General features: G+C 35.6%; 21 protein-coding genes. 7 read left to right on the forward strand and 14 right to left on the reverse strand.

The window, feature by feature from the left end; genetic code table 11:
• Nucleotides 1-109 precede the first annotated feature (109 nt).
• Entirely contained in the window at nucleotides 110-1,435 is a 1,326-nt protein-coding gene (xylA, locus tag HQN62_RS12895) for a xylose isomerase (protein WP_173504665.1), read from the reverse strand.
• A gap of 6 nt (nucleotides 1,436-1,441) precedes the next feature.
• A complete protein-coding gene (locus HQN62_RS12900; RefSeq protein WP_173504666.1) occupies nucleotides 1,442-2,926 on the reverse strand; it encodes a xylulokinase in 1,485 nt (494 codons plus the stop codon).
• A 702-nt stretch (nucleotides 2,927-3,628) separates the two neighbouring features.
• Between HQN62_RS12900 and HQN62_RS12905 the strand changes: the two genes are divergently transcribed.
• Nucleotides 3,629-4,651 (forward strand): LacI family DNA-binding transcriptional regulator, encoded by a 1,023-nt coding sequence (locus HQN62_RS12905; protein WP_173504667.1) that lies wholly within the window; start codon nucleotides 3,629-3,631, stop codon nucleotides 4,649-4,651.
• A gap of 185 nt (nucleotides 4,652-4,836) precedes the next feature.
• On the opposite strand, the gene HQN62_RS12910 is transcribed toward HQN62_RS12905, so the two are convergent.
• The 4 genes from HQN62_RS12910 to HQN62_RS12925 all read right to left on the reverse strand — a co-directional run bounded on the left by HQN62_RS12910 (nucleotide 4,837) and on the right by HQN62_RS12925 (nucleotide 11,175).
• Nucleotides 4,837-6,273, reverse strand: coding sequence for a TolC family protein (locus HQN62_RS12910; protein WP_173504668.1), 1,437 nt, complete (start codon nucleotides 6,271-6,273; stop codon nucleotides 4,837-4,839).
• Nucleotides 6,263-9,433: an efflux RND transporter permease subunit gene (locus HQN62_RS12915; RefSeq protein WP_116797931.1), complete on the reverse strand. Its 3,171-nt coding sequence runs from the start codon at nucleotides 9,431-9,433 to the stop codon at nucleotides 6,263-6,265. The genes HQN62_RS12910 and HQN62_RS12915 overlap by 11 nt, the downstream gene beginning before the upstream one ends.
• Nucleotides 9,434-9,523: 90 nt before the next feature.
• Nucleotides 9,524-10,606 (reverse strand): efflux RND transporter periplasmic adaptor subunit, encoded by a 1,083-nt coding sequence (locus tag HQN62_RS12920; protein WP_116797930.1) that lies wholly within the window; start codon nucleotides 10,604-10,606, stop codon nucleotides 9,524-9,526.
• Nucleotides 10,607-10,779: 173 nt separating this feature from the next.
• Entirely contained in the window at nucleotides 10,780-11,175 is a 396-nt protein-coding gene (locus HQN62_RS12925) for a hypothetical protein (RefSeq protein ID WP_116797929.1), read from the reverse strand.
• Nucleotides 11,176-11,617: 442 nt separating this feature from the next.
• Between HQN62_RS12925 and HQN62_RS12930 the strand changes: the two genes are divergently transcribed.
• Nucleotides 11,618-12,187, forward strand: coding sequence for a pentapeptide repeat-containing protein (locus HQN62_RS12930; RefSeq protein WP_173504669.1), 570 nt, complete (start codon nucleotides 11,618-11,620; stop codon nucleotides 12,185-12,187).
• 6 nt (nucleotides 12,188-12,193) lie between these two features.
• Here HQN62_RS12930 and HQN62_RS12935 read toward each other — a convergent pair whose 3' ends face one another.
• The 4 genes from HQN62_RS12935 to glyA form a co-directional block, all read right to left on the reverse strand.
• Nucleotides 12,194-12,652: a VOC family protein gene (locus HQN62_RS12935; protein WP_173504670.1), complete on the reverse strand. Its 459-nt coding sequence runs from the start codon at nucleotides 12,650-12,652 to the stop codon at nucleotides 12,194-12,196.
• 221 nt (nucleotides 12,653-12,873) lie between these two features.
• On the reverse strand, nucleotides 12,874-13,374 hold the full coding sequence (locus tag HQN62_RS12940; protein WP_173504671.1) for a GNAT family N-acetyltransferase: 501 nt from the start codon (nucleotides 13,372-13,374) through the stop codon (nucleotides 12,874-12,876).
• A 93-nt stretch (nucleotides 13,375-13,467) separates the two neighbouring features.
• Nucleotides 13,468-14,061: a MiaE family protein gene (locus tag HQN62_RS12945; RefSeq protein ID WP_116797923.1), complete on the reverse strand. Its 594-nt coding sequence runs from the start codon at nucleotides 14,059-14,061 to the stop codon at nucleotides 13,468-13,470.
• 133 nt (nucleotides 14,062-14,194) lie between these two features.
• Entirely contained in the window at nucleotides 14,195-15,469 is a 1,275-nt protein-coding gene (glyA, locus tag HQN62_RS12950) for a serine hydroxymethyltransferase (RefSeq protein ID WP_116797922.1), read from the reverse strand.
• Nucleotides 15,470-15,576: 107 nt separating this feature from the next.
• On the opposite strand from glyA, the gene fahA reads away from it, so the two are divergent.
• Nucleotides 15,577-16,860: a fumarylacetoacetase gene (gene fahA / locus HQN62_RS12955; protein WP_116797921.1), complete on the forward strand. Its 1,284-nt coding sequence runs from the start codon at nucleotides 15,577-15,579 to the stop codon at nucleotides 16,858-16,860.
• 140 nt (nucleotides 16,861-17,000) lie between these two features.
• Nucleotides 17,001-18,185: a hypothetical protein gene (locus HQN62_RS12960; protein WP_173504672.1), complete on the forward strand. Its 1,185-nt coding sequence runs from the start codon at nucleotides 17,001-17,003 to the stop codon at nucleotides 18,183-18,185.
• A 126-nt stretch (nucleotides 18,186-18,311) separates the two neighbouring features.
• Here HQN62_RS12960 and HQN62_RS12965 read toward each other — a convergent pair whose 3' ends face one another.
• The 4 genes from HQN62_RS12965 to HQN62_RS12980 all read right to left on the reverse strand — a co-directional run bounded on the left by HQN62_RS12965 (nucleotide 18,312) and on the right by HQN62_RS12980 (nucleotide 21,467).
• Entirely contained in the window at nucleotides 18,312-19,487 is a 1,176-nt protein-coding gene (locus tag HQN62_RS12965) for a porin (protein WP_173504673.1), read from the reverse strand.
• Nucleotides 19,488-19,498: 11 nt separating this feature from the next.
• The gene (locus HQN62_RS12970; RefSeq protein WP_173504674.1) at nucleotides 19,499-20,155 is read right to left on the reverse strand and encodes a carbonic anhydrase; all 657 of its coding nucleotides are present in this window, start codon (nucleotides 20,153-20,155) and stop codon (nucleotides 19,499-19,501) included.
• Between the two features lie 209 nt (nucleotides 20,156-20,364).
• A complete protein-coding gene (locus HQN62_RS12975; RefSeq protein WP_173504675.1) occupies nucleotides 20,365-20,796 on the reverse strand; it encodes a hypothetical protein in 432 nt (143 codons plus the stop codon).
• A 428-nt stretch (nucleotides 20,797-21,224) separates the two neighbouring features.
• Nucleotides 21,225-21,467, reverse strand: coding sequence for a hypothetical protein (locus tag HQN62_RS12980; RefSeq protein WP_173504676.1), 243 nt, complete (start codon nucleotides 21,465-21,467; stop codon nucleotides 21,225-21,227).
• A gap of 204 nt (nucleotides 21,468-21,671) precedes the next feature.
• Here HQN62_RS12980 and HQN62_RS12985 point away from each other — a divergent pair, with 204 nt between their 5' ends.
• The 3 genes from HQN62_RS12985 to argC all read left to right on the forward strand — a co-directional run bounded on the left by HQN62_RS12985 (nucleotide 21,672) and on the right by argC (nucleotide 24,846).
• Nucleotides 21,672-22,295, forward strand: coding sequence for a GNAT family N-acetyltransferase (locus HQN62_RS12985; RefSeq protein WP_116797915.1), 624 nt, complete (start codon nucleotides 21,672-21,674; stop codon nucleotides 22,293-22,295).
• A 111-nt stretch (nucleotides 22,296-22,406) separates the two neighbouring features.
• Nucleotides 22,407-23,606 (forward strand): argininosuccinate synthase, encoded by a 1,200-nt coding sequence (locus HQN62_RS12990; protein WP_116797914.1) that lies wholly within the window; start codon nucleotides 22,407-22,409, stop codon nucleotides 23,604-23,606.
• 262 nt (nucleotides 23,607-23,868) lie between these two features.
• Nucleotides 23,869-24,846 carry an N-acetyl-gamma-glutamyl-phosphate reductase gene (gene argC / locus HQN62_RS12995; protein ID WP_173504677.1) on the forward strand — a complete coding sequence of 326 codons (978 nt, stop codon included), beginning with the start codon at nucleotides 23,869-23,871 and terminating at the stop codon, nucleotides 24,844-24,846.
• Nucleotides 24,847-24,903: the final 57 nt, after the last annotated feature.

The following is a 24,903-nucleotide window of genomic DNA, read 5'->3' on the forward strand; positions in this document are numbered from 1 at the left end:
ATAATAAAGGCTATTACTTGAATTCTTACAAGTAATAGCCTTTCTGCTTTTCCTTTAAGGCTGATGCCTTATATTTCAAAGTGAAATTTATTATTCTGTATCTATACCATTATACGTATTGATTGATAATATTTTCAAAAAGCTCCTGTTTGCCGCTTTGTAAATTCAACTCCCCGTTTTCTTGGGCAATTTTATACAAATCGGTTAAACTTAATTTTCCTTCTTCAAAAGCCTTTCCGTTTCCAGAATCGAATGAACTGTAACGTTGCGTTCTTAGTTTTTCATAAGGGGAAGAAGTGATAATTTTGTCGGCTGTCAATAATGCTCTCGCAAAAGTATCGGCTCCGCCAATGTGGGCCAAGAATACATCTTCCATATCAGTCGAGTTTCTTCTGATTTTGGCGTCAAAATTCACACCACCTCCCTGTAGTCCGCCTGCTTTTAGGAAAACCAACATCGCCTCGGTAACTTCCTGGATATTGTTTGGGAATTGGTCCGTATCCCATCCGTTTTGGTAATCCCCTCTATTGGCATCCAAGCTTCCCAACATTCCTGCTTTGGCAGCCACTTCCATTTCGTGTTGGAAAGTGTGTTGAGCCAGTGTTGCATGGTTCACCTCGATGTTCATCTTGAAATCTTTCTCTAAACCATATTTATGCAAAAATCCAATGGCCGTGGCACTGTCAAAATCATATTGATGTTTCATTGGCTCCATAGGTTTTGGCTCAATGAAGAAATTTCCTTTGAATCCTTGTGCTCTGGCATAATCTCTGGCTTTGGCCAAAAATTGTCCCATATGATCCAATTCTCTTCCCATATCTGTGTTCAGTAAAGTCATGTACCCTTCACGACCTCCCCAGAACACGTAGTTTTCACCGCCTAAAGCAATGGTAGCGTCCAAAGCCAATTTTATTTGTCCTCCGGCTCTTGCCAATACATTAAAATCTGGATTGGTAGCCGCACCGTTCATGTAACGCGGGTTAGAAAAACAGTTTGCGGTTCCCCAAAGCAGTTTAACTCCAGAAGCGGCTTGTTTTTCTTTCAAATAGTCTGTGATGGTAGCTAATCTGCTTTCTGATTCTGCGAAAGTGGCTCCTTCTCTAACCAAGTCAAAATCGTGAAAACAGTAATAGTCAAATCCCATTTTGGTAATGAATTCAAATGCGGCATCCGCTTTCTCTTTTGCGGCAGCGATTGCATCAGTTGACTGATCCCAAGCAAAATGTTGCGTTCCTGGACCAAACGGATCTGAACCCTGGCCACAGAAAGTATGCCAATAAGCAATTGCAAACCTAAAGTGTTCACGCATTGTTTTTCCGGCCACGATTTGGTTTGGATTGTAGTATTTGAATGCTAACGGATTATCTGATTCTTTTCCCTCAAACTGAATTTTCCCAATTCCTTTGTAATATTCTTTATTTCCCAAAGTGATCATCTTGTTCTATTTTTTTGTTATTATTAATTCCAATTCTTTCTTCCAATTATTGTAAGCTTCCACATATGGCTCGTTATTTTTCAACGGCATATAAGTCATCACATGGTCATTCTTGATGATGTTTTCGCCAAACTTTTCAAAATCACCGTCCAAAAGTCCAACGGCCCTTGCTGCACCGACCGAACCCGTAGTATTGTATATTTCAATTTCATGCCCGATTAATGTCGCCACCGTGTTCGAGAAGATTTCAGATCGAAAAAGGTTGTCGTTTCCGGCGCGAATCACTTTAATCTCTGTATTGTCATTTTTCATGATTTCCATACCGTAAACAAAGGAGAATGCGATTCCTTCCAATGCCGCCCTGCACAAATGACCGTGACTGTGTTTGTTTAAATTTAAATTCAAAAAGTGGGTTCCCACGTTTTTATTATTCAACATACGTTCTGCCCCATTCCCGAAAGGAATCACCACAACCCCATCTGATCCTACAGGAACTTTGGATGCTTTACGGTTCATATTTTCATAAGAATCGACCACACTATGATTACGCAACCATCGGTATTGAATGCCTGCTCCGTTTATACACAATAACTTACCAACTATAGGGCGCTCAGTGGTGTAATTAACATGCACAAAGCTGTTTACCCTTGAAGTTTCCTTTGAGTCCAATTTGTCTGTTACGGCATACAAAACTCCCGAAGTTCCGCCTGTTGCAGCCACTTCACCCGGTTTGAAAATATTCAGCGACAAGGCATTGTTAACTTGGTCTCCCGCGCGATACACCACCGGAATTCCCACAGGAAGCCCCGACTCTTTTGATGCTTTATCGGTTAATTCCCCTTGGTTTGTGAAATTATCCACCAAGTCTGGTGTCAATGCAGTGTCAATTCCATAATAATCCAACAAGAAATTGGCAACCTTATTCTCTTTGTAATCCCAAAGAATCCCCTCGGATAAGCTGTTTCTGGTAGATACTATTTTGCCTGTAAGTTTAAAAGCGATAAAATCACCCGGCAACATGAATTTGCAGATATTTTTATAAATTTCCGGCTCGTTGTCTTTTACCCACTTCAATTTGGAAGCCGTAAAATTTCCGGGAGAATTCAATAAATGGGTAGCGCATTTCTCGGCTCCAATTTCCTCAAAGGCTTTATCACCAATCGCTACTGCCCTGCTGTCACACCAGATAATGGCATTACGCAACGCAGTTCCCTCTTTGTCAACCACGACCAATCCATGCATTTGATACGATATGCCAATACCTGAAATTTTTGAAGCGTCTATATTGGCTTCTTTGATGGCGCGCTTGGTGGCCGTACAAATATATTCCCACCATAGTTCTGGATCCTGTTCGGCCCAATCCTTATGAAAAGCGATTATTGCCATTTCATCGGCAGGTTCGTGCAAGGCGATAATTTTTTCACCGGTAACTGCATCAACCAAAGCCACCTTCACCGATGAACTTCCTATATCATATCCTATATAATACATTTATTATTTTTAAAATTTATGAAGCTAAAATTATAGTATTCTTTATAATTTGAATGAAAAAAGACGAAATACATACTTTTTATTCAAGAGAATGATTTCATTATTAATTTCATAAAACACATAACAAATACAACATAATCAAACACTTAATAAACTATCCTGTCCAAAAAAATCATCTTTAAATAACAACTTAAAGGTTTAAGTAACTTTTTAAAATTAACAGTGATAAAGGCAACAGATATTCCCTTTGACTATCAAGAAATCTTAAAAACATAAGTTCGATTATTATTTCTTCTTTTTTGATGATGGCAAAAAAACAAAATACTCCCCCTTAGCACCCTTAGCCCCCCTTGCTCCGCCAGTTCGCCTCGCTCGTGTGAAGTAGAAATCTTTTTGTGGCTCGTTTTTTTTACGAGAGACAAAAAATTACTTCACTACATTATTATTTTCATCGGAGTTCAGTGAACTTTGTTTGTAACAGAAAGCGGGACGATATCGGCAAAAAAGCCACCCGAGCGATAGCGAATAAGCGAAGCAAATCATTCTGCTCCAAAAATTAATAATTGAAATCAAGCCAAAACCTAAATTATTGAAATAAAAACGACTTATAATACTGCCATATTTAGAGCCAAAATCAAAAATGTATCAAGAAATTAATTTAAATTAGCCTACTACATCAAATCGCCAAATCATAATACAAAAATGAACAATAGAATTACATTAAAAAAAATTGCTGCTGAGTTTAATGTATCTATTGCGACTGTTTCGAAAGCTCTGAATGATAGTCATGAAATCAGTGTGAAAACCAAAGAAAAAATACAGGAGTTTGCCAAAAAGCATAATTACAAACCCAATAAAATAGCTTTAAGTTTACTGAACAAAAAAACCAAAACTTTGGGTGTAATCATTCCCAATATCATGAATAGTTTTTTTACGGAAGTTTTTGTCGGTATCGAAGAAAAAGCATCTGAGTTAGGCTATAATTTAATTTCCTGTATTTCTAATGAGTCCTATGACAAGGAAGTCAATACAGTGGAATTATTAAAAAGTGGAACCATCGATGGTTTTATTGTTTCCATTGCCGAAGAAACCCAAATCAACAAAAACTTCAAACACTTTAATGACGCCATAAACGAAGGTGTACCTATTGTACTATTTGACAGAGTAACCGACGAAATAGTATGCGATAAAGTAATTGTAAACGACTTTGAAGGCGCAAGGCATGCCACAGAACACCTCATCAAAACGGGGTGTGAAAAAATTGCATTAGTCTCCGTCATCGATAATTTAAGTGTAGGAAAGTTACGTGTTGAAGGTTATAAACAAGCTCTCAAAGACCATAACATCCAAATTGATGAAAAAATTATAGTACGATTAAATAAAAAAGAAGACCTCGAAACCTCCATGAAAATTGTTTTATCAGACAAATCTATAGATGGCTTATTATGTCTCGAGGAAAGTTCTGCCATTCAATCTTTACAATTGATTAAATCCATGAATTATAAAATTCCAGAAGAAATGTCAATCATTTGTTTTACTAATGGAAAATTGCCTCAACATGTTACCCCTACAATAACTACTATAAGTCAACATGGCAAATACATAGGTGAAGTTGCAACCAAGATACTGGTGGACCGTTTGGAAAATAAATCCGAGTTAGAGTTTATTACCAAAATCATTAAAACCAGCTTAATAGAACGAGGAACAACTTTACCTTTGAAATAATTAATTGTTTTTTAATGAATTATTATTTCATTATTTATTAAAACAACAAGATTTCAAAAACCTATAAGGTCCTAAAATAAGTCAACTTTTATGTTAACTTATTTCAGGACCTTACAAATATTTTATAAAAAAAGTCCTAAACACTTTTACATGTTTAGGACTTAATCACAATTATAACAACCACGTTATTTCCATCCACCACCTAGATCTCTATAAACAAGGACCGAGGCGTTGAGTTGTTCTTTTTTGGTATCTATCAATTCAAGTTTGGATTCCAAAGCATCACGCTGTGTCATCAAAACTTCAAAATAATCGGCTTTGGCAGACTTAAATAAGTCGCCAGCAATATCAATCGAACGGTTCATAGCAACTACTTGCTGCGATTTTAGGTCGTAGCTTTTTTCCAAATTATTGATTTTGGAAAGTTGGCTCGATACTTCTAAATACGCATTTAGAATTGTACGCTCATAGTTATACAAAGCCTGAAGTTGTCGTGCATTGGCACTGCTATACTCGGCTTTGATAGCATTTCTGTTAATCAAAGGGGCGGCCAGATCACCAGCTAATGAATACAGTAACGACTCCGGAAGCGTAAATAAATAGGACGGATTAAAGGCATTTACGCCAATAGCCGCAGTAATGTCTAGTGATGGATAAAACTCCGCACGAGCCACTTTTACATCCAGCTTAGCAGCTTCCAATTCCAATTCGGCTTGTTTGATATCCGGGCGATTGGCCAACAATTGAGATGGAATCCCTGAATTGATTACCGAAGGCATCAAATTCAAGAAATTACCTTTGTCTCTTTTTATCTCCTGTGGATATTGTCCTAACAAGAAATTGATTTTATTCTCTGTTTCTTTTATATTTTGAAGAATATCAAACTCCATGCTTTTTGAAGCCAAAACCTCGGCCTGAAATTTTTGAACGGCCAATTCTGTTGCTCTTGCAGCTTCTTTCTGAATTTTAACAACCTCTAAGGCGTTTGATTGCAGCTCGATAGTCTTTCTTACAATCTCCAACTGACTGTCTAAAGCTAGCAGTTCATAATATGAATCGGCTACTTCCGAGATAAGGTTTGTAATCACAAAGTTCTTTCCTTCCACAGTCGATAAATATCGGCTTACCGCCGCTTTCTTTGAATTACGAAGTTTTTTCCAGATATCCACTTCCCAATGTGCATAGGCAGCAATTTTTAAATCTCCCAATGGGTCTGGCATTTCCTTGCCTGGCTTAATTTCTGTTGAAGCATCTCCAGCTCCCTGACTGGTATATCTCCCCACTTTTTCGATTCCTGCTCCTGCTCCAACGCTAACACTTGGCAAAAGAAGACCTTTCTTCACACGAATATCGTTTTTGGCGATTTCAATTTCCTGCAAAGTGATCTGCAATTCCTGATTGTTTTTCAAGGCAGTATCAATCAAATTCACCAGATTTGGATCCTTAAAGTAAGTACGCCATGGAGTGGTTGAAGTATTGGTGGTATCAGTACCTTTACTTTTATCGAAAGATTCCGGAACAATCTTGGTTTCAGCCAAGGGCGCAATAGCCGGAGTACAACTTGCCACCGCTAAGCAAATACCTAGCGGGACAATATATTTATAGGATTTTTTATTGTGCATGATTATCGTCAAATTCTTCGGTTAATGGATTTTCTTTTTGATCTTTTACATAGGTATATCTTTCAGCGATTCTACCGAAAATGTAATACAATCCAGGGATTATGAATACACCGCATATTGTACCTATTAACATTCCTCCTGCAGCAGCAGTACCAATAGTTCTGTTACCAATTTTTCCAGGTCCTGTTGCAAACGCCAATGGAAGCAAACCGGCAATAAAAGCAAAAGAAGTCATCAAGATAGGACGGAACCTTGCTTTGGCTCCTTCCATTGCAGCATCAAGAACAGATAGGCCTGCGGCATGCCTTTGAATAGCAAACTCTACAATCAATACCGCATTTTTACCTAATAAACCAATAAGCATTACCATTGCAACCTGAGCGTAGATATTGTTCTCCAAACCTGTAAATTTCAGTAAAAGGAAAGCACCGAATATACCAGCAGGCAATGATAAAATTACTGACATTGGTAAAATGAAACTTTCGTATTGAGCCGCTAAAACCAAGTAAACGAAACCTAAACAGATAAGAAAAACCCAAATGGCTTGATTCCCTTGCGCAACCTCATCGGCAGAAATACCAGCCCAGTCAATATCATATCCTCTAGGTAATGTTTTCTCAGCCACTTCCTGAATAACTTTAATGGCAGTTCCACTACTGTATCCTGAAGCTGCAGCACCACTAATCTCCGTAGAAGTGTACATGTTATGTCTGGTAATTTCTGATAGACCGTATACCTTTTCTAATTTCATAAAGGCAGAAAAAGGCACCATTTCATCTCGGTCATTTTTTACGTAAAGTTTCAAAATATCATCTGGCTGGGCACGATATTCCGGAGACGCCTGAACGATAACTTTATAATTAATTCCGTATTTAATAAAACTGATTTCGTAGTTACTTCCCACCAGCGTAGATAACGTATTCATCGCATTCTCGATGGATACTCCTTTTTGCTGTGCTAAGTCATTATCCACTTTCATCATATACTGAGGAAAACTGGCGCTATAGAAACTGAATACATTCGATAATTCAGGACGTTTGTTGAGTTCTTTAACAAAATCATTGTTAATTTTTTCCATTTTCTTATAATCGCCTGAACCCGTTTTATCCAATAAACGAAGCTCAAATCCTCCTGCAGCTCCATATCCTGGTACTGCTGGCGGTTGAAAAAATTCGATATTAGCACCTGGAATGTCTTTAGACTTTTTCTCCAATTCATCCATAATCTCCTGAACAGAATGCTTTCTGTCTTTCCAATCTTTAAGATTGATCAAACAGGTCCCTGAATTCGATCCAGTACCTTCAGTCAAAATTTCATAACCAGCCAATGAAGAAACAGATTTTACTCCGTCTACCTTTTCGGCAATTTTTTGCAGTTTTACTGAAATATCATTTGTTCTTTCTAATGATGAACCCGGAGGCGTTTGAATAATGGCATAAAACATACCTTGATCCTCATTTGGAATAAATCCTGAAGGAACTGTACTGCTGATAAGCCAAGTTCCAGCACAAAATCCTAAAAGCACGATAATTGTAACTGCTCTTCTGTTTACTATTTTTCCAAGAATATGCTGATATTTAGTTTGCGTAAGATTAAACAGGTTGTTAAAACCATCAACAAATCTATTTATAGGTGTTTTCTTTTTCGGTACTCCATGATTATTTGTTAACATCATAGCACAAAGTGCCGGCGTTAATGTTAATGCCACAACTCCCGAAAGAATAATTGCAGTTACCATCGTAATTGAGAACTGTCTGTAAAACATTCCAACCGGACCAGACATAAATGTAACAGGAATAAATACTGCTACCATCAAGAATGTAATAGCGATAATAGCACCTGAAATCTCGTGCATTGCTTTTTTAGTCGCCTTCAATGCCGAGAGATGTTCTTCCTCCATCTTGGCGTGAACGGCTTCGATAACCACAATGGCATCATCGACGACGATTCCAATTGCCAATACCAATGCAAACAAAGTAATTAAGTTCAACGAAATATCGAAAAACTGCATGAACGCAAAAGTTCCAATTAATGAAACCGGTACAGCAATCGCTGGGATAACCGTAGAACGCCAATCTCCTAAGAAAAGGAATACAACCAATCCTACCAAAATAAACGCTTCAATCAACGTGTGAATTACTTTTTCAATCGAAGCATCCAAGAATTTAGAAACGTCATACGAAATTTCATAATCCATCCCTTTTGGGAATTTTTTCTTGATGGTTTCTAATTTGACCTTTAAGTCTTCAATAACTTGATTTGCGTTACTTCCAAAAGACTGTTTTAATACGATTGCCGCAGATGGTTTTCCGTTCAAATTCGAATAAATATCATACATCGAACTTCCAAACTCAATATTAGCAACATCCTTCAAACGTAAAATCTCTCCATTTGGATTGGATTTCAATATAATATTGGCATACTGTTCTTTCGTAGTAAACCTTCCTGAATATTTCAAAACATACTCAAATGCTTGAGAACGTTTTCCAGATGCCTCACCCGTTTTTCCTGGCGAAGCTTCCAAACTCTGACTTGATAATGCTTCCATTACTTCATCAGCAGAAATTTTATACGCTAACATACGGTCTGGTTTCAGCCAAATACGCATCGCATATTCACGAGTTCCTAAAATATCTCCCGATCCAATACCGTTTACCCTTTTTAATTCTGACAATACATTGATATCGGCATAGTTGTACAAGAACTTTTGATCCGTATTTTTATCGGTACTAAAAAGATTCACATACATCAACATACTTGGAACCTCACGGGTAATTTTTACACCCTCTCTTACTACTAACGGTGGCAGTTTATTTGTAACCGAAGCCACACGGTTTTGAACATTAATAGCGGCTTGGTTAGGGTCAGTACCTAAGTTAAATACAACTTGGATACTAGCTTCACCGTCATTTCCCGCATCAGAAGTCATGTATTTCATTCCCGGAACTCCATTCAAAGCTCTTTCTAAAGGAATAACTACCGACTTAATCATCAATTCCCCATTAGCACCAGGATAATCGGCCGTAATATTCACCATTGGAGGCGATATGGATGGAAATTGGGTTATTGGCAAATTCATCACCGACAACACCCCTAAAAAGACAATTATAAGCGATATTACTATCGACATAACAGGTCTTTGGATAAATTTATCAAACATTTGTTTCTATTTTTTATGATTAAACCAAATTCGTGTTTACATCGTAAACTGCAAACTGATTACTTAACACTGCAAACTGATTACTTAAAACTATTCTGCTTTTAATCGCAAATGAGTAATAACTTCTTGAGGCGCTACGTATTTATAGTGAATTTTATCATTGTCTTTAACCTTCTGAACACCTTCCAACAAGATTTTGTCATTTACGGTTATACCGCTGTCAATCAAATACAAATCTGGAATTTCTCCTTTAATTGTAATTTCTCTAGAAGATACAACATCGTTTTTATCCACAACAAAAACATATTTCTTGTCTTGAATTTCATAAGTAGCTTTTTGTGGAATCACAATTACATTTGGAAGAGGAGCTTCCATCAATACTTTTCCGGTTTCTCCGTGTTTCAATAACTTACCCGGATTCGGGAATCGCGCTCTAAAAGCAATATTTCCGGTTTCATTATCAAATTCACTTTCGATAACTTCTACATTTCCTTTTTCTTTAAATGTATTACCATTAGCCAAAAGTAATCCTACCTTGGTTTCTGCTCTGCCTTTAACATTGGTTTCATAATCCAAATATTCTGGTTCAGAAACATTAAAATAAGCAAACATCTGGCTGTTATCAGAAAGGCTGGTAAGCAGCTCTCCTTCATCAATAAGACTTCCTAGTTTCTTTGGGATTCTGTCGATAGTCCCATCAAACGGAGCTCTGATTTCGGTAAATGACAAATGAACTTTTGCAAGGGAAACTTCAGCTCTTGCCTGATCTAATTTAGCTTGAGCGACAGCTTGCTCATTTTTTGAAACTATATTTTTGTCTGCCAAAGTTTTAGCATTTTTAAGCTCAATTTCTGCCGCTTTTTCTTCTGCTTGAGCTCCTAACAATTCAGCTTCATACACTTTTGGCATAATTCGGAACAATACCTGGCCTGCTTTTACAAATTGGCCTTCATCAACATAAATATTTTGCAGAAATCCTTTTTCTTGTGCACGAATCTCAATATTTCGAAAAGATTTTATCTGTGCAACATATTGCTTCGTTAGCGAAGTATCAATTTTTACAGGATTAGTAACTGCAAAAGTTTCGACTTCTTCTTTTTCTTCTTTCTTACTTGTACAGCTAGCAAGAGACAACACGGCAATTAAGCCCATGAACACGAGTGATTTTTTCATTGTAATAAAAATGGTTGTTATGCAATAATTGATGGAATAGAAAATTCCTTTGAAAGCAAAAGACCATCAGTTACCAGTGTGAGACCAGAACTATCATTCAAGATGAAATAAATTTAATATACCCCCAAGAGGTATACATCATCACACTTTTGGCAACTGATGTAGGGTATATATCAAATTCTTAAAACTCCTATTCTTAAGTAAATAGGATTAGAATGGGCGCAATTGGACGCGAAGTTTTCAAACTGTTTGGAATAATCCTTGAAAATAAACTCATTGGAGAATGTCAAATACCAACTGTCTAACAAACTATGTTTTGCAGCTAAGATTTTATTGGCACCACCATTTTTAAGATCATCACTTCTGTGAAATTCCTCGTCTAAGTCCACGTCAGCATCTTCAATTAAGACACTTCCTGGTTCTGCAGTTCTAAGTTTTACTTGTTGTTTTTTTACAAAATCCCAAGAAGGAGAATCACAAATAGCAATAGGATGTGTATCGGCATGGAGATGTTGTCCACCACCCAGCAGAAAAATACACAGACATATGAAATTTATAATTACTCTCATTTGGGTGCGAAAATAATAAAAGATTGAGATAAAAAAACATTTTTTTAGCAGGCAAAAGTTATAAGAGCCAACGAAAACGTTTTCTTTCGTTTAAAACCACGAATACTTTATGCTATGTTAACAATAATTTCTTATTAATTTAATCATTAAAAACCTACATTCATATTATTGATTGTAATTTTTCTCATGATAACAAATTATTTTTGGGAAAGTTGCTAGAATAACTAAATGTGTTACTTAGCCCTGATGGAAGCGGCATCCCGTCTCGTCTCGTCTTTTTGGACGAGACGAGACGGATATAGTGGACAGCAGGAAAAATGTTGATGAAAAACGAAAAACTTCTGCTCCTAAAGATCCATGGCTTCAAATAGTCATTTTTCACTGAAGTTCTATGTCATTAAGAAATAGAAATTCGTTTCTTTGCTGAAATTAAAATTCTTTGATGCCAGAATATTTCCTAGATATCGAATACAACAATCACACTTACGGCGTTGATGAAGTTAATTTTAAGGAATTTGAATGTTGTACATTTAATAACTGTACGTTTTCGGCCTGTAATTTTATGGATGTAACTTTTATTGATTGTGTTTTTAATGACTGTATTTTTAGCGAAGGCAGAATCAATCATGTGGCTTTGAGAACCGTAACTTTCAATCGATGTAAAATCAAGGAGGTTAATTTTGCAATGTGCAACAAACTTATTTTTGAAGTCCGTTTTAACGATTGCACATTGGATTTCTCTAAATTTTATACCCTAAAAATAAAAGGGACTCCGTTTATCAATTGCAGTTTGATTGCTGTGGATTTTATGGCTGCCGATTTGACTGAAACACTATTTGATAATTGTGACTTATACCGTTCCGAATTTGCCAAAGCCATAGCCAACAAAGCCAATTTCAGAACCAGTTATAATTATACAATAGACCCAAAAAATACCAAATTGAAGAAAGCAATTTTTTCAGTGGAAGGACTAAAAGGTTTGCTTTACAAACATGATATTATAATAAAATAAGAAATTTCAACATACCATTTTATCAAATCGTCTTTGCATTTCCTCATTACTAATGTCTTCTTTATGCGTTGCTATCATCCATTTATAGCCAAATGGATCCATTACCTGCCCCACACGATCGCCATAAAACATATCATCTACTGCCATGAGTGAAGTGGCACCGGCATCGAGAGCTTTTTGAAATGAAACATCGACATCTTTAACATATAATCCAAAAGTCATTGGGTTTCCCCCGATAGACGAAGGACTTTTATTTCCCCAATCGATATTCTCATCGGCCATCATCAATAATGAACCTTCAATATCTATTTCTGCATGGCCAATTGAGCCATCAGGCATCAGTAATCTTCCTTTTTCTTTTGCCCCAAAAGCTTTTTTATAAAACTCAATAGCGTCACTGCATCCTTTGATTGTTATGTAGGCATTCAATGTGTACGCTCCCGGATAAATGTGTGATGTTTCCATGTGTATTTATTTTTTAAATTTTCATATAGCTCTTAAAACGCTATCATAAAGAGAACATTAAAATTACTCATTTTACTATATACCAACACATTACAAACTAGTATTTTTAACATAAAGAAAACATTTGAAACAAAAACACATAAAAAAACCGAAGCAAATGGGCTTCGGTTTCTCAAAATTTCTAAATAGCATCTTTATTGATTCGAGCGATAGCGAATAGGTTAAGTAATCGGTTTCTCCAACACATAATCCTCCATCAGGTAACCGTGATCCAATTCTATATTAACCTCTTCAACGATTTCAAAACCTAATTTTTGATAGAAATATAATGCTTTATTGAATCGGTTTACATTTAATGAAAGTGCATTCGAATCGTTTTCTTTTGCAACCTTTTCGATAAAATCTATTAGCTTTTTGCCAATTCCTTTACCTTGTGTTTGAGGCAAAATATAAATCTTATGAATTTTGGTTTGTTGCTTTTGGTTGTAATGATGCTCATAGGAAGCAAAACCTAAAGTCTCCTCACCTTCTCTGGCTAATATAAAATGATGCCCCTTATTGGCAACACTATCATTTAATGCTTCTTCGTTATAAAAGGCATCCAACATATAATCCAATTGTGCTTTCGAAAGGATTTCTCCATAGGCAATAGGCCATGTTTGATGCGCAATATTTTGAATCGTATTATAATCGTTTGCCGTAGCTGCTACTATCTTTATCATTTATTTCAAATATAATTAATATTGAAGTATCTATAATGATGATTAATTAAAATAACTTCTCAATATTCAATACCCACCATTCACTACTAAAATCTACCCATGAATTGTCTCGCCTTTTCCGTAGTTGGCAATAATCGATTCTTCAAATTCCAGCCATTCCCTCCAGCGTTTTTCAACGTCAATTCCAACGCCATATTTTCGAGCATACGTGATAAAGGTAGTATAATGACCTGCCTCGCTTTCCATCAAATCTCTATAGAAAATAGCCAGTTCTTCATCCTTAATATTTTCCGAAAGTACTTTGAAACGCTCACAACTTCTTGCTTCAATCATGGCCGAAAACAACAAGCGCTCCACCAAACCCGAAACTCTGCTTCCGTCACCGCTTTTTTTCATATACAAATACAATTCATTTACATAATCGTCTTTGCGCTCGCGACCTAATTTCAGTCCGCGTTTGATAATAATATTATGCACTTGCTCAAAATGATCGATTTCCTCTTTGGCCAAAGCCAATAAATCCTTTACCAAATCCTGATGTTCTGAATTATTGGTAATAATTGTAATCGCATTTGTTGCTGCTTTTTGTTCGCACCAAGCATGATCGGTAAGAATCTCTTCTATGTTTTTTTCAACGATATTAACCCATCTAGGATCGGTTGGAAGTTTTAATCTTAGTACTGACATTTTAAAATTAGTTTAGGGTTTAAAAATTTGTTTAAAGTTTAAGGTTTTCTAAAAAAGAAAAGAGTTTAAAGTTCGAACTTTTGCACAATACAAAACGTTAAACTTTAAACTCTTTAAACTATTAAACAAAAATTTAGAACACAAAGATTGCTCTTTCGCTCATCATTTCGTTTACTTCATTGGCTACTTCTTCAATAACATCTTCGTTGGTGTGATCTACCAAAACTCTGTCGATCAAATCAACGATAGTTTCCATATCTTCTTCAACAAGACCACGAGTCGTGATTGCTGCAGTTCCCACACGGATACCTGAAGTTACAAATGGAGATTTATCATCAAATGGAACCATGTTTTTATTTACTGTGATTTCTGCTTTTACCAAAGCATTTTCAGCCTCTTTTCCAGAAATTCCTTTGTTTCTAAGGTCAATCAACATCATATGATTGTCTGTTCCTCCAGAAATGATATTGTATCCTCTTTTTACAAAAGCATCAGCCATTGCATTTGCATTTTTTTGCAATTGCATAGCATAGGTAAAGAACTCATCTTTTAATGCTTCTCCAAAAGCTACTGCTTTGGCAGCAATAATGTGCATTAATGGTCCACCTTGATTTCCAGGAAAAACGGCAAGATCCAATAATGATGACATCATTCTGATTTCTCCTTTTGGTGTAGTTAATCCCCAAGGATTTTCAAAATCTTTACCCATCATGATCAAACCTCCACGTGGTCCACGCAATGTCTTGTGAGTTGTTGTTGTAACAATATGACAGTGAGGAATTGGGTCATTCATCAAACCTTTGGCGATAAGCCCAGCAGGATGAGAAATATCTGCCATTAAAATAGCACCAACACTATCAGCAATTACTCTAAAACGCTCAAAATCCATATCACGAGAGTAAGCCGAAGCACCTGCGATAATTAATTTTGGTTGTTCTTTAGTAGCTATTTCTTGAATTTTATCATAATCCAAACGACCAGTTTCTTTATCTACACCATAGAAAACAGGATTGTACAAACGTCCAGAAAAGTTTACTGGTGAACCGTGAGTTAAGTGTCCTCCGTGAGATAAATCGAAACCTAAAATTTTGTCACCTGGTTTCAAGCAAGCAAAAAATACTGCTGTATTAGCTTGTGAACCTGAGTGAGGTTGTACGTTTGCATACTCAGCACCAAATAATTCTTTTGCTCTGTCGATAGCAATTTGTTCTACTACATCAACTACTTCGCAGCCTCCGTAATATCTTTTGCCAGGATATCCTTCAGCATATTTATTAGTTAAAACAGATCCAGCAGCTTCCATTACTTCGTCACTTACAAAGTTTTCAGAAGCAATAAGTTCTAGTCCGTGAATTTGTCTGTCTTGTTCTTCAAGAATGAGGTCAAAAATTTGTTCGTCGCGTTGCATTTCTTTGATTTTCGTTAATTTGACGCAAAAATACAAAAAAACGTTTGTTTAACCCTTAGATTATAATATATTTGACAAGTAATTTTCAACAAACAATTAACATTATCATGCCAATAACAGCCAACGACACTAGTAGAAAATCATGGTTAGAAGTACTGCCAGACAGCGACTTCCCTATCCAAAACATTCCATTTGGAGTTTTTCTTACCAAAGAAAACATCGTTACAGTAGGTTCTAGAATTGGTGATTTTGCAATCGATTTGGGTGCTTTACAACAATTAAATTACTTTGAAGGAATCGAATTGACAGACGATATGTTCATGCAAGATACCTTGAACGATTTTATATCGGATGGTCAAAAAACATGGAGATTGGTACGAAATAGAATTGCCGAAATTTTTGACGCAACAAATCCCGAATTAAGAGACAATACCGAACATAGAGACATAGTGATTTTTAGAATGGAGGATGTTGAGATGCAACTTCCTGTATTAATTGGTGATTACACTGATTTTTATTCCAGCAAAGAACACGCTACCAATGTTGGGAAAATGTTTCGTGACCCGGAAAATGCTTTATTACCAAACTGGTTACATATACCAGTAGGATACCACGGAAGAAGTTCGACTATTATTCCATCGGGGATTCCAGTACACAGACCTATGGGGCAAACTTTACCAAATGGTGAAACTATGCCAGTTTTTGGTGCTTCTCGCTTAGTTGATTTCGAATTGGAAACTGCTTTTATCACGACCGATGTCAATATTATGGGAGAGAACATTCCTATTGGTGAAACCGAAGATTATATTTTCGGAATGGTTTTATTAAATGACTGGAGTGCACGCGATATTCAAAAATGGGAATATGTACCGCTTGGACCATTCTTAGCCAAAAACTTTGGTTCATCAATTTCTCCTTGGATAGTTACATTAGATGCTCTAGAACCTTTTAGAACAAAAGGTCCTAAACAAGAGCCAACTCCTTTTCCTTATTTGCAACAAAAAGGAAAACATTCATTCGATATCAATCTTGAAGTAGCTATTGCTCCAGAAAATGCTGAGCCAACAGTTGTTTCCAGAACCAATTTCAAATATATGTATTGGACTATGAGCCAGCAATTGGCACATCATACTTCAAACGGATGCCGTGTTAACTCCGGTGACATGATGGGTTCCGGAACTATTTCCGGTCCTACACCAGACAGTTATGGTTCTATGCTCGAACTGACTTGGGGCGGTAAAAACCCAATTAAATTAAATGATGGTACCGAGCGTAAATTCATAAATGATGGCGATACCGTAATTATTAAAGGATATAGTCAAAACGGACAGGTTCGTATTGGTTTTGGGGAATGCTCCAGTAAGCTACTTCCTCCCTTTGTAAGACAATAACCAAATTCTTTTTATACACAACCGACAATTTATAATTGTCGGTTTTTTTTTGAAATATTTTTAGCAAAATCTACTAAAGGAATAGTAGATTTGCAAAATATTTTTAACCTACTATTGATATAATTCATTATCCCCATAAAATGAAAAAAATTACTCTTATAATTGCTTTTTTTACACTACTTACTTCTTGTGGTGTAAAACAAACCCAAAACAATTTGACTGCCGGAAATTATGACGCCGCTATTGACATAGCACTTTCCAATTTACGTTCCAATAAAGACAAAAAAGGAAAACAAGACTATATCTATTTACTTGAAGAGGCTTTCGCCAAAGTCAAAGAACGAGATTTGAATACCCTTTCTTTTTTGAAAAAAGAAAACAACCCAAGTAATTTGGAAAAAATTTACAATACTTATTTGGCATTACATGACCGCCAAGAGAAAATAAAACCATTGCTTCCTCTAAAATTAATCAAAGAAGAAAGAAACGCTATTTTTCCTTTTGATGATTATAATGACCAAATCATCAGCAGCAAAAATGCTTTATCCAATTATTTGTATACCAATGCAAAAGCTTTGATGCTAACTAAAAACAAAATGAATTACCGCAGAGTTTATGATGATTTAATTTATTTGGACAAAATAAACCATAACTACAAGGATATTGCCAACATGCTAGATGAAGCTCAGTTGAAAGGAACTGATTATGTAATCGTATATACCAAAAACGAAACCAATATGATTATTCCTGAGCAACTTCAAAATGACTTATTGGATTTCAAAAGCTATAAATTGAATGACAAATGGACCGTTTATCATAGTGTCAAACAAAAAGACACTTATTATGATTATGGAATGCTTATCAACTTCAGATCAATTTTAATTTCTCCAGAACAAATAAAAGAAAGAGAATTTACAAAAGAACGTCAAGTAGTTGACGGACAAAGAAAACAAGTTGACTCCAATGGGAAAATCGTCTTGGACAGACAAGGAAAGCCAATAATGGTGGACAACCTAATTAATGCTATGGTAAAAATCAACGAAGTTAGACAGTTTAAATCATGTCAAATTACTGCCAAAGTGGATTACGTTGACAATAAAACCAAACAATCGTTAGGTTCTTTTCCAGTAACAAGTGAGTTTGTTTTTGAAAACATTTTTGCCTCTTACAAAGGTGATCCGCGTGCTGCAGATGACAACTACAATTCAAATTTCTACAATAAAGCAGTACCTTTCCCTTCTAGCGAGCAAATGGTCTATGATACTAGCGAAAATTTAAAAGAAAAAATCAATACCGTTATTAATAGCAATCAGTTTAGAAAATAACACCTTTAAGTATTACTAAAAAAGCAACTCCACATCGAGTTGCTTTTTTTATACCTTAAAATTAATCGAAAAACTCTGCGAAATTTGCAAAATTCTTTGTGCCCTTTGTCGTTAACAAGCACAATTTTATAATACCAACAACGGTGCAATTATACCAAAACTAAGTTGTCCAGTTGTCCCATCTACTGCGTTAAAATTATTCTCGGCATAAGCAGAATAATTGTATTTTTTAGCAACATAACCTACGTAAAACTTCATATTAAAATCAACAAAAGGAGAATATTCAACCGTTGGGATAACACCATAAGAACTCAACAAATGACTGTCTTTATTGGGATTTGGATTGCCATTCCAATAAGAATTATCATTCATGAGCGTAAGCAACAAATTAACTTTTGGACCAATCTGATATTCTGCCCTAATCCAGTTTTCGACATAAGAAACATCTTGAGCCGCATAAGAACTCTTGCTTTTGATGATATTTGAGACCACTCCCTTTTGATCTAAATCCTCTTTGCTATATTGAAAATCATAATACAGTACCAATTTATTGCTTTTGTATTTATTTCCAAGAGAAATAAAATTTCGGTTGGTATTTTCGGCGTCGATAAAATAACTGTAGCTATAGGTAGTTTCCAATTTACCGTCAAAAAAACTGCCTTTCCAATTACCAACTGCTCCCAAAGGTGTTTTGGTAGCGATAATTCCAGGAGGCACCGTAGTTCCAAATTGCTCTTGAAACGTCTTTGTTCTGGAATTCAACAACTGCAGATTGAATTTATTTTTGTGATCGTTTAATGCATACGAAAGAGCTGCTCCCACCATAAAATTGTCCGCTTTATCATTAATAGTGTTATAGGATAAAATTTCGATTGGATTCGTCAAGAGTTCGTAACCTCCCCAATCCCCAATCATTTTTCCTACCGTCAGTTTAGTTTGCGCAGCAATATCAATAGCGACATAAGCCATATCCACCGAACGACTGATGTTGTCGACAGTACTTGGATCGGCTATTTTGGTGTATCTATTTCGGAATCGAAAAGAAACTTTGTCATGAATTTTTCCTTTCACTTCAAATCGGAATTGATTCACCGAAAACAGAGAATTTACGTGTTCATTATCAACAAAATAATTATCGAAAGCCATTCGGGTATTAAAGATAACATCCACATCTTTCAATAAGGACAACTTTGAAGTTGGAATTAAAGGTGCTATTACCGCATTTCCTTCTTGAATTTGTTTTTGAGCAACAGAAAAAATAGGCAATAGTATAAGTATCCAATAAATAAAGTACTTTTTCATTATAAGATATTTTATTTTTTAAAAGTTACTTTACCGGATTCTATATCATACAACGCACCGATAATCGTAATTTTATTTTGAACAAAACGTTCTTTTAAAATTGGTTCTGCTAATTTTAAGAAATTAATACTATGAGCAATATTGGCATCAATAGCTTTATCAACAGATAATTTACTGGTACTGGTTAGATTTTTTTCTTCGTTCTCGCTTTCTATGTAATTAATGATGTTTTTAATGTGATCCGCATGCTTATAATGCCCATTTGAATTGATAAATGCTTTGATGGCGCCACAGTCTTTGTGTCCCATAACAACAATCAATTTACAGTCCAAATGTTCGATAGCATATTCCAAACTACCCAATTCATAATCTCCAATAACATTCCCAGCAGTTCTAATCGAGAATATATCCCCGAGGCCTTGGTCAAAAACAAGTTCTGCCGGAACTCTGGAATCAGAACAGCTTACAACAATAGCAAATGGATGTTGTCCTTTTTTAAGTTCCCGTAATCTTTCGAGGGTTTCATCAGGATGTACTGGTTTTCCCGAAGCAAATCGTTTGTTTCCTTCTTCCAGTTTTTGTAATGGAGATAAATTGGTATTTTCAGTGTGGCTACAAGCAGATAATACGCTTATAAAAAGTAGATAAAGTAGTCCTCTTTTAATCATGATAGTTTCCCTAAATTGCAACAACCTAAGTCTATCCGAAAAATTTAGACAAACTTATACTTGTCAATGAGGAAGTAAATGTAGGGACATCAAAAAGCTAAAATATTGATATTTATCATATTTAGAAGATTAAATATTCGTTTAAAACTATCAAACGATTTAGTTGATAAATACTTTTGAAATAGTGATTTTGTATAAGAGAAAATGTATCAATACATTTCCGGCGTCAATGTAACTACAAAAAGGTTTTTTCCGTTGATATCCATATAATGATAAATAACCGTAGAACCATTATCCCTGAAAGCTTCAAGGCTCGGATTCGTTTTGGAACTGGTCAATATTTCTTTTTCTACGGACTTTTTTAAAGCCTTGACATCAATGTTTTCTTTTTGAACACGCACCAATACAAAGTCATACTGAATAGTATTATCAGGCAATGTATTTACACTCTCCATTCGAATATCATTGCTAATCATCATCGGGCAAGCTTTGTTATAATTGGTAACCAACGCCGTTAATTCTTTCCCCACCGACTTATTTCTCGAATAATAATATGGTATCACACTCACCAAAGCCACAATCGCAATAATTTTGATTACTTTCCGAATGAGTAGTTTCTTTTTTGTTTGTTTTTCTTCCATTGCGAATTGGGAGTTTATGTTTATTTACAAATTTTAGTATTAACCAAAATTCGTTTCGAATTATTCACTTTTTCAAATATACCTAATATCCCTTACAATTTTTAAAAGAGCATTTATTTTCATATCATTTAGATCTTATAAAAACAAAATCTCTTGTTTTCCATAAAGTGGTCTCGCGTAAGGGATTACCTCACTATACATTTATTTTCATAGGAGTTCAGTGAATTTCATTTGAAGCTAGCTACCGAAGTAGCGCGAATAGCTCGACCCCGCTGAGCGAAGGGGCTGTATAAGCGATACTATAAGAAAGCCCCTTTGCTCAACGGGGACACGCCCACACGAGCTTTTGCGAACTGACGAAGTAAAAGATTTTGAAAACTAATTTTGAATCCAAACTACCTCCCTCTTAAAAAAAAAAAAAAATAACGCTAAAAAACAGTCATTTTAATTAAAATTTTCTTTTTTATTACAAAAATAGCCTGATTTGTTAAAAATTTGACTTTTACAAAAAATTTAGCATTTGGTTTGAAAAATAAGTGTACTTTTGCACCAATGAAAAATAAAGAAACATATAAAACAATTATCTCTCGGATAATTACACCTACGACTTCTCCCGAAGTACGGATGCTATAACTATAGCCTCCATAGTGTAATCGTATTATATTATTCATTTCTTATTTTTATCGTTTTGAAATTACTTCCATTTTTATTTGGATTAATACATCCTAAAAAAATTACCAAACAAATTTTATCTATCTGTAATTCAATTATTTGGATTGTTCTTTGCTTCATTTATTCTATATTTGATAGTGCAAAACCAGAACATTTCAAACTTCATTACAGTACATTATTTAACCTAAAATATAACTCTTGAAATGAATATTTCTATTGTAGTAACTCAGGAAGAACATTATAAGTACGCGCAGGAAATATGCGATACGATAGAATCATCTGCCCTGTTGAGAGGTACTGGAATTGCCAAAAGAACACCGGAATACATCCAAAAAAAGATGGAGAAGGGAGATGCTGTGATTGCACTTAACAACGGAATTTTTGCTGGTTTTTGCTATATCGAAAGTTGGCAACACGGTCAGTTTGTGGCACACTCCGGTTTAATCGTACATCCGGATTATAGAAACTTGGGACTGGCCAAAAAAATAAAATCGTTTGTATTTGACTATTCATTACAAAAATATCCAGAAGCCAAAGTATTTGGAATCACAACCGGTTTAGCAGTAATGAAAATCAACTCTGATTTGGGATACAAACCGGTTCCTTTTTCGGAACTGACAAACGATCCCAGTTTTTGGAAAGGGTGCCAAACCTGTACCAACTTCGAAATCTTAAAAAGTAAAGATTATAAAATGTGTTTGTGTACCGGAATGCTTTTTGATCCGAAAGAGAAACCGAAAGACCCGCCAAAACATCCTTTTAATGTGAGGGTCCTTAATAGATTAACAGCCATTAAAAAAGCGCTTTTCTTGACAAAATTATTTTAGAGAAAATTTAAAAAATTATAACATACAAAAAACTCGCAGCTAATAGCCAAAAGCTAATAGCCAATAAAATTATAAAATCGGAGATTCACGACCTCCACAAAACAATAAAAAATGGGAAGTAAAAAAGTAGTATTAGCATACAGTGGAGGATTAGACACATCATATTGTCTTAAATATTTGAAAAATGAAAAAGGGTATGAAGTTCATACAGTACTAATCAACACTGGTGGTTTTGATGATGCCGAACTAAAAGCAATCGAAGAAAGAGCTTATGAACTGGGAAGTGCCAAACACGCTAATCTTACCATTCTAGATAAATATTACGACAAAGCAATCAAATATTTGATTTATGGTAATGTGTTAAAAAACAACACTTACCCTTTATCTGTAAGTGCTGAGCGTGTTTTTCAAGCGATTGAAGCTATAAAATATGCCAAATCTGTTGGTGCTGAAGCAATTGCTCACGGAAGTACAGGTGCAGGAAATGACCAAATCCGTTTTGATTTAATTTTTCAAACCATCGCTCCAGAAATCGAAATCATCACTCCTATCAGAGACTTGAAACTTTCTAGACAAGAAGAAGTGGCTTATTTACAAGCTAATGGAGTTGAATATTCATGGGAAAAAGCGCAATATTCTATCAACAAAGGACTTTGGGGAACAAGTGTCGGCGGAAAAGAAACATTGACTTCTGATAAACCATTACCAAGCGATGCGTATCCATCACAATTGACAAAAGAAGGTGAAGAGAAAGTAACATTAGAATTCAAAAAGGGAGAATTGGTTGCCGTAAATGGTGTAGCCGACAAACCTTCGAACAATATTGTAGTTTTAGAAAAATTGGCAAGTGCTTACGCTATTGGTAGAGACATCCACGTGGGTGACACTATTATCGGAATCAAAGGAAGAGTTGGTTTTGAAGCAGCTGCTCCTTTAATCATTATCAAAGCGCACCATTTATTGGAGAAACACACTCTTGGAAAATGGCAGCAATACTGGAAAGAACAGCTAGGAAACTGGTACGGAATGTTATTCCACGAAGGTCAATTCCTAGATCCTGTAATGCGTAACATAGAAACATTTCTAGAAGATACTCAAAAAACGGTAAACGGAACTGTGACTGTTTCTTTGAAACCATACCACTTTTCATTGGACGGAATTGAGTCCAAAAATGATTTGATGAATACTGGTTTTGGCCAATATGGAGAAATGAACAATGCTTGGACATCTGACGATGCGAAAGGATTTATCAAAATTTTAGGGAATGCCCAAAACATATTTTCGTCTGTAAACAACGAAACTTACGAATAGTCTTCTTTTGAGGAGCAGAAACATTTTGCTTTTTCAGAAAGATTGTTCCCGCCATCATTCCAATCTTGTGAGCTGAACCCCAGCTCACAAGGATTTTCCCTTCTGTCGGGGCTAAAGAGGGAGATTGGGATTTTTAGATTTATCTCCTGCAAGGTCTTTTTCGGACCTTGTAGGTATGATTGAGAATACTTTAATACCTACAAGGTTTGGAAAAAACCTTGCAGGAAGGAACAAAACACATTTAGTTTTAAAAATTAAAATTATGATTAATGTTGGAATAATAGGCGGATCAGGTTATACTGCGGGAGAACTCATCAGAATATTGATGTTTCATCCTAATTCAAAATTAGACTTTGTATACAGTACAACTAATGCCGGCAAACCGCTTTCGGTGGCGCATCACGATTTGTTGGGCGACATCGAAATGAATTTTACCGATACCGTAAATCCAAATGTAAATGTGGTTTTCTTGTGTTTGGGACACGGAAAATCGAAAACATTTTTGACCGAAAACCAATTTGCAAGCCATACCAAAATCATTGATTTAGGAAATGATTTCAGATTGCACAAAGACGAAGTTTTCGACGGTAAAAAATTCGTTTACGGTTTACCTGAATTGAACAAAGCGGCGATTAAAAACGCTCAGTTCATTGCTAATCCTGGTTGTTTTGCCACTGCAATTCAATTGGCTTTATTGCCATTGGCGGAAGCCAAATTATTAAACAGCGATGTGCATATCAACGCCACAACGGGAAGTACCGGTGCTGGAGTTGGACTTGCAGAAACGTCGCATTTTAGTTGGAGAAACAACAATATGTCGCATTACAAAGCCTTTGAACACCAACATTTGGGGGAAATTTCAGAAAGTTTACACCAATTGCAGAATGATTACAAAAACGAATTGCTTTTCATTCCAAATAGAGGGGATTTTCCAAGAGGAATTTTTGCAACATTATACACCAATTGTACCGAAAGCCTGGAGGATCTTGTAGCAAAATACGAAGCGTTCTATAAAAACCAACCTTTTGTAACCGTTACCACAACTGGCATCAATATGAAACAAGTGGTTCAGACAAATAAATGTATTATTAGTTTAATGAAAAAAGGAAACCGGATTTTGATTACTTCGGTAATCGATAATTTAGTCAAAGGCGCCTCAGGACAAGCCATCCAAAATATGAATTTGATGTTTGGATTGGAAGAAACCACAGGATTGCATTTGAAACCAAGCGGATTCTAGAAAAAATTTGTTTCAAGTTTAAAGTTTCAGGTTACTCACAGAACTTGAAACTTTAAA

The sequence above is a fragment of the Flavobacterium sp. M31R6 genome, assembly GCF_013284035.1.
GTDB lineage: Bacteria > Bacteroidota > Bacteroidia > Flavobacteriales > Flavobacteriaceae > Flavobacterium.

What these genes read in the sequence shown, in the direction of transcription:
- xylA (WP_173504665.1), bottom strand. Translation starts at nt 1,435, where the DNA reads ATGATCACTTTGGGAAATAAAGAATATTACAAAGGAATTGGGAAAATT.
- HQN62_RS12900 (WP_173504666.1), bottom strand. Translation starts at nt 2,926, where the DNA reads ATGTATTATATAGGATATGATATAGGAAGTTCATCGGTGAAGGTGGCT.
- HQN62_RS12905 (WP_173504667.1), top strand. Translation starts at nt 3,629, where the DNA reads ATGAACAATAGAATTACATTAAAAAAAATTGCTGCTGAGTTTAATGTA.
- HQN62_RS12910 (WP_173504668.1), bottom strand. Translation starts at nt 6,273, where the DNA reads ATGCACAATAAAAAATCCTATAAATATATTGTCCCGCTAGGTATTTGC.
- HQN62_RS12915 (WP_116797931.1), bottom strand. Translation starts at nt 9,433, where the DNA reads ATGTTTGATAAATTTATCCAAAGACCTGTTATGTCGATAGTAATATCG.
- HQN62_RS12920 (WP_116797930.1), bottom strand. Translation starts at nt 10,606, where the DNA reads ATGAAAAAATCACTCGTGTTCATGGGCTTAATTGCCGTGTTGTCTCTT.
- HQN62_RS12925 (WP_116797929.1), bottom strand. Translation starts at nt 11,175, where the DNA reads ATGAGAGTAATTATAAATTTCATATGTCTGTGTATTTTTCTGCTGGGT.
- HQN62_RS12930 (WP_173504669.1), top strand. Translation starts at nt 11,618, where the DNA reads ATGCCAGAATATTTCCTAGATATCGAATACAACAATCACACTTACGGC.
- HQN62_RS12935 (WP_173504670.1), bottom strand. Translation starts at nt 12,652, where the DNA reads ATGGAAACATCACACATTTATCCGGGAGCGTACACATTGAATGCCTAC.
- HQN62_RS12940 (WP_173504671.1), bottom strand. Translation starts at nt 13,374, where the DNA reads ATGATAAAGATAGTAGCAGCTACGGCAAACGATTATAATACGATTCAA.
- HQN62_RS12945 (WP_116797923.1), bottom strand. Translation starts at nt 14,061, where the DNA reads ATGTCAGTACTAAGATTAAAACTTCCAACCGATCCTAGATGGGTTAAT.
- glyA (WP_116797922.1), bottom strand. Translation starts at nt 15,469, where the DNA reads ATGCAACGCGACGAACAAATTTTTGACCTCATTCTTGAAGAACAAGAC.
- fahA (WP_116797921.1), top strand. Translation starts at nt 15,577, where the DNA reads ATGCCAATAACAGCCAACGACACTAGTAGAAAATCATGGTTAGAAGTA.
- HQN62_RS12960 (WP_173504672.1), top strand. Translation starts at nt 17,001, where the DNA reads ATGAAAAAAATTACTCTTATAATTGCTTTTTTTACACTACTTACTTCT.
- HQN62_RS12965 (WP_173504673.1), bottom strand. Translation starts at nt 19,487, where the DNA reads ATGAAAAAGTACTTTATTTATTGGATACTTATACTATTGCCTATTTTT.
- HQN62_RS12970 (WP_173504674.1), bottom strand. Translation starts at nt 20,155, where the DNA reads ATGATTAAAAGAGGACTACTTTATCTACTTTTTATAAGCGTATTATCT.
- HQN62_RS12975 (WP_173504675.1), bottom strand. Translation starts at nt 20,796, where the DNA reads ATGGAAGAAAAACAAACAAAAAAGAAACTACTCATTCGGAAAGTAATC.
- HQN62_RS12980 (WP_173504676.1), bottom strand. Translation starts at nt 21,467, where the DNA reads ATGAATAATATAATACGATTACACTATGGAGGCTATAGTTATAGCATC.
- HQN62_RS12985 (WP_116797915.1), top strand. Translation starts at nt 21,672, where the DNA reads ATGAATATTTCTATTGTAGTAACTCAGGAAGAACATTATAAGTACGCG.
- HQN62_RS12990 (WP_116797914.1), top strand. Translation starts at nt 22,407, where the DNA reads ATGGGAAGTAAAAAAGTAGTATTAGCATACAGTGGAGGATTAGACACA.
- argC (WP_173504677.1), top strand. Translation starts at nt 23,869, where the DNA reads ATGATTAATGTTGGAATAATAGGCGGATCAGGTTATACTGCGGGAGAA.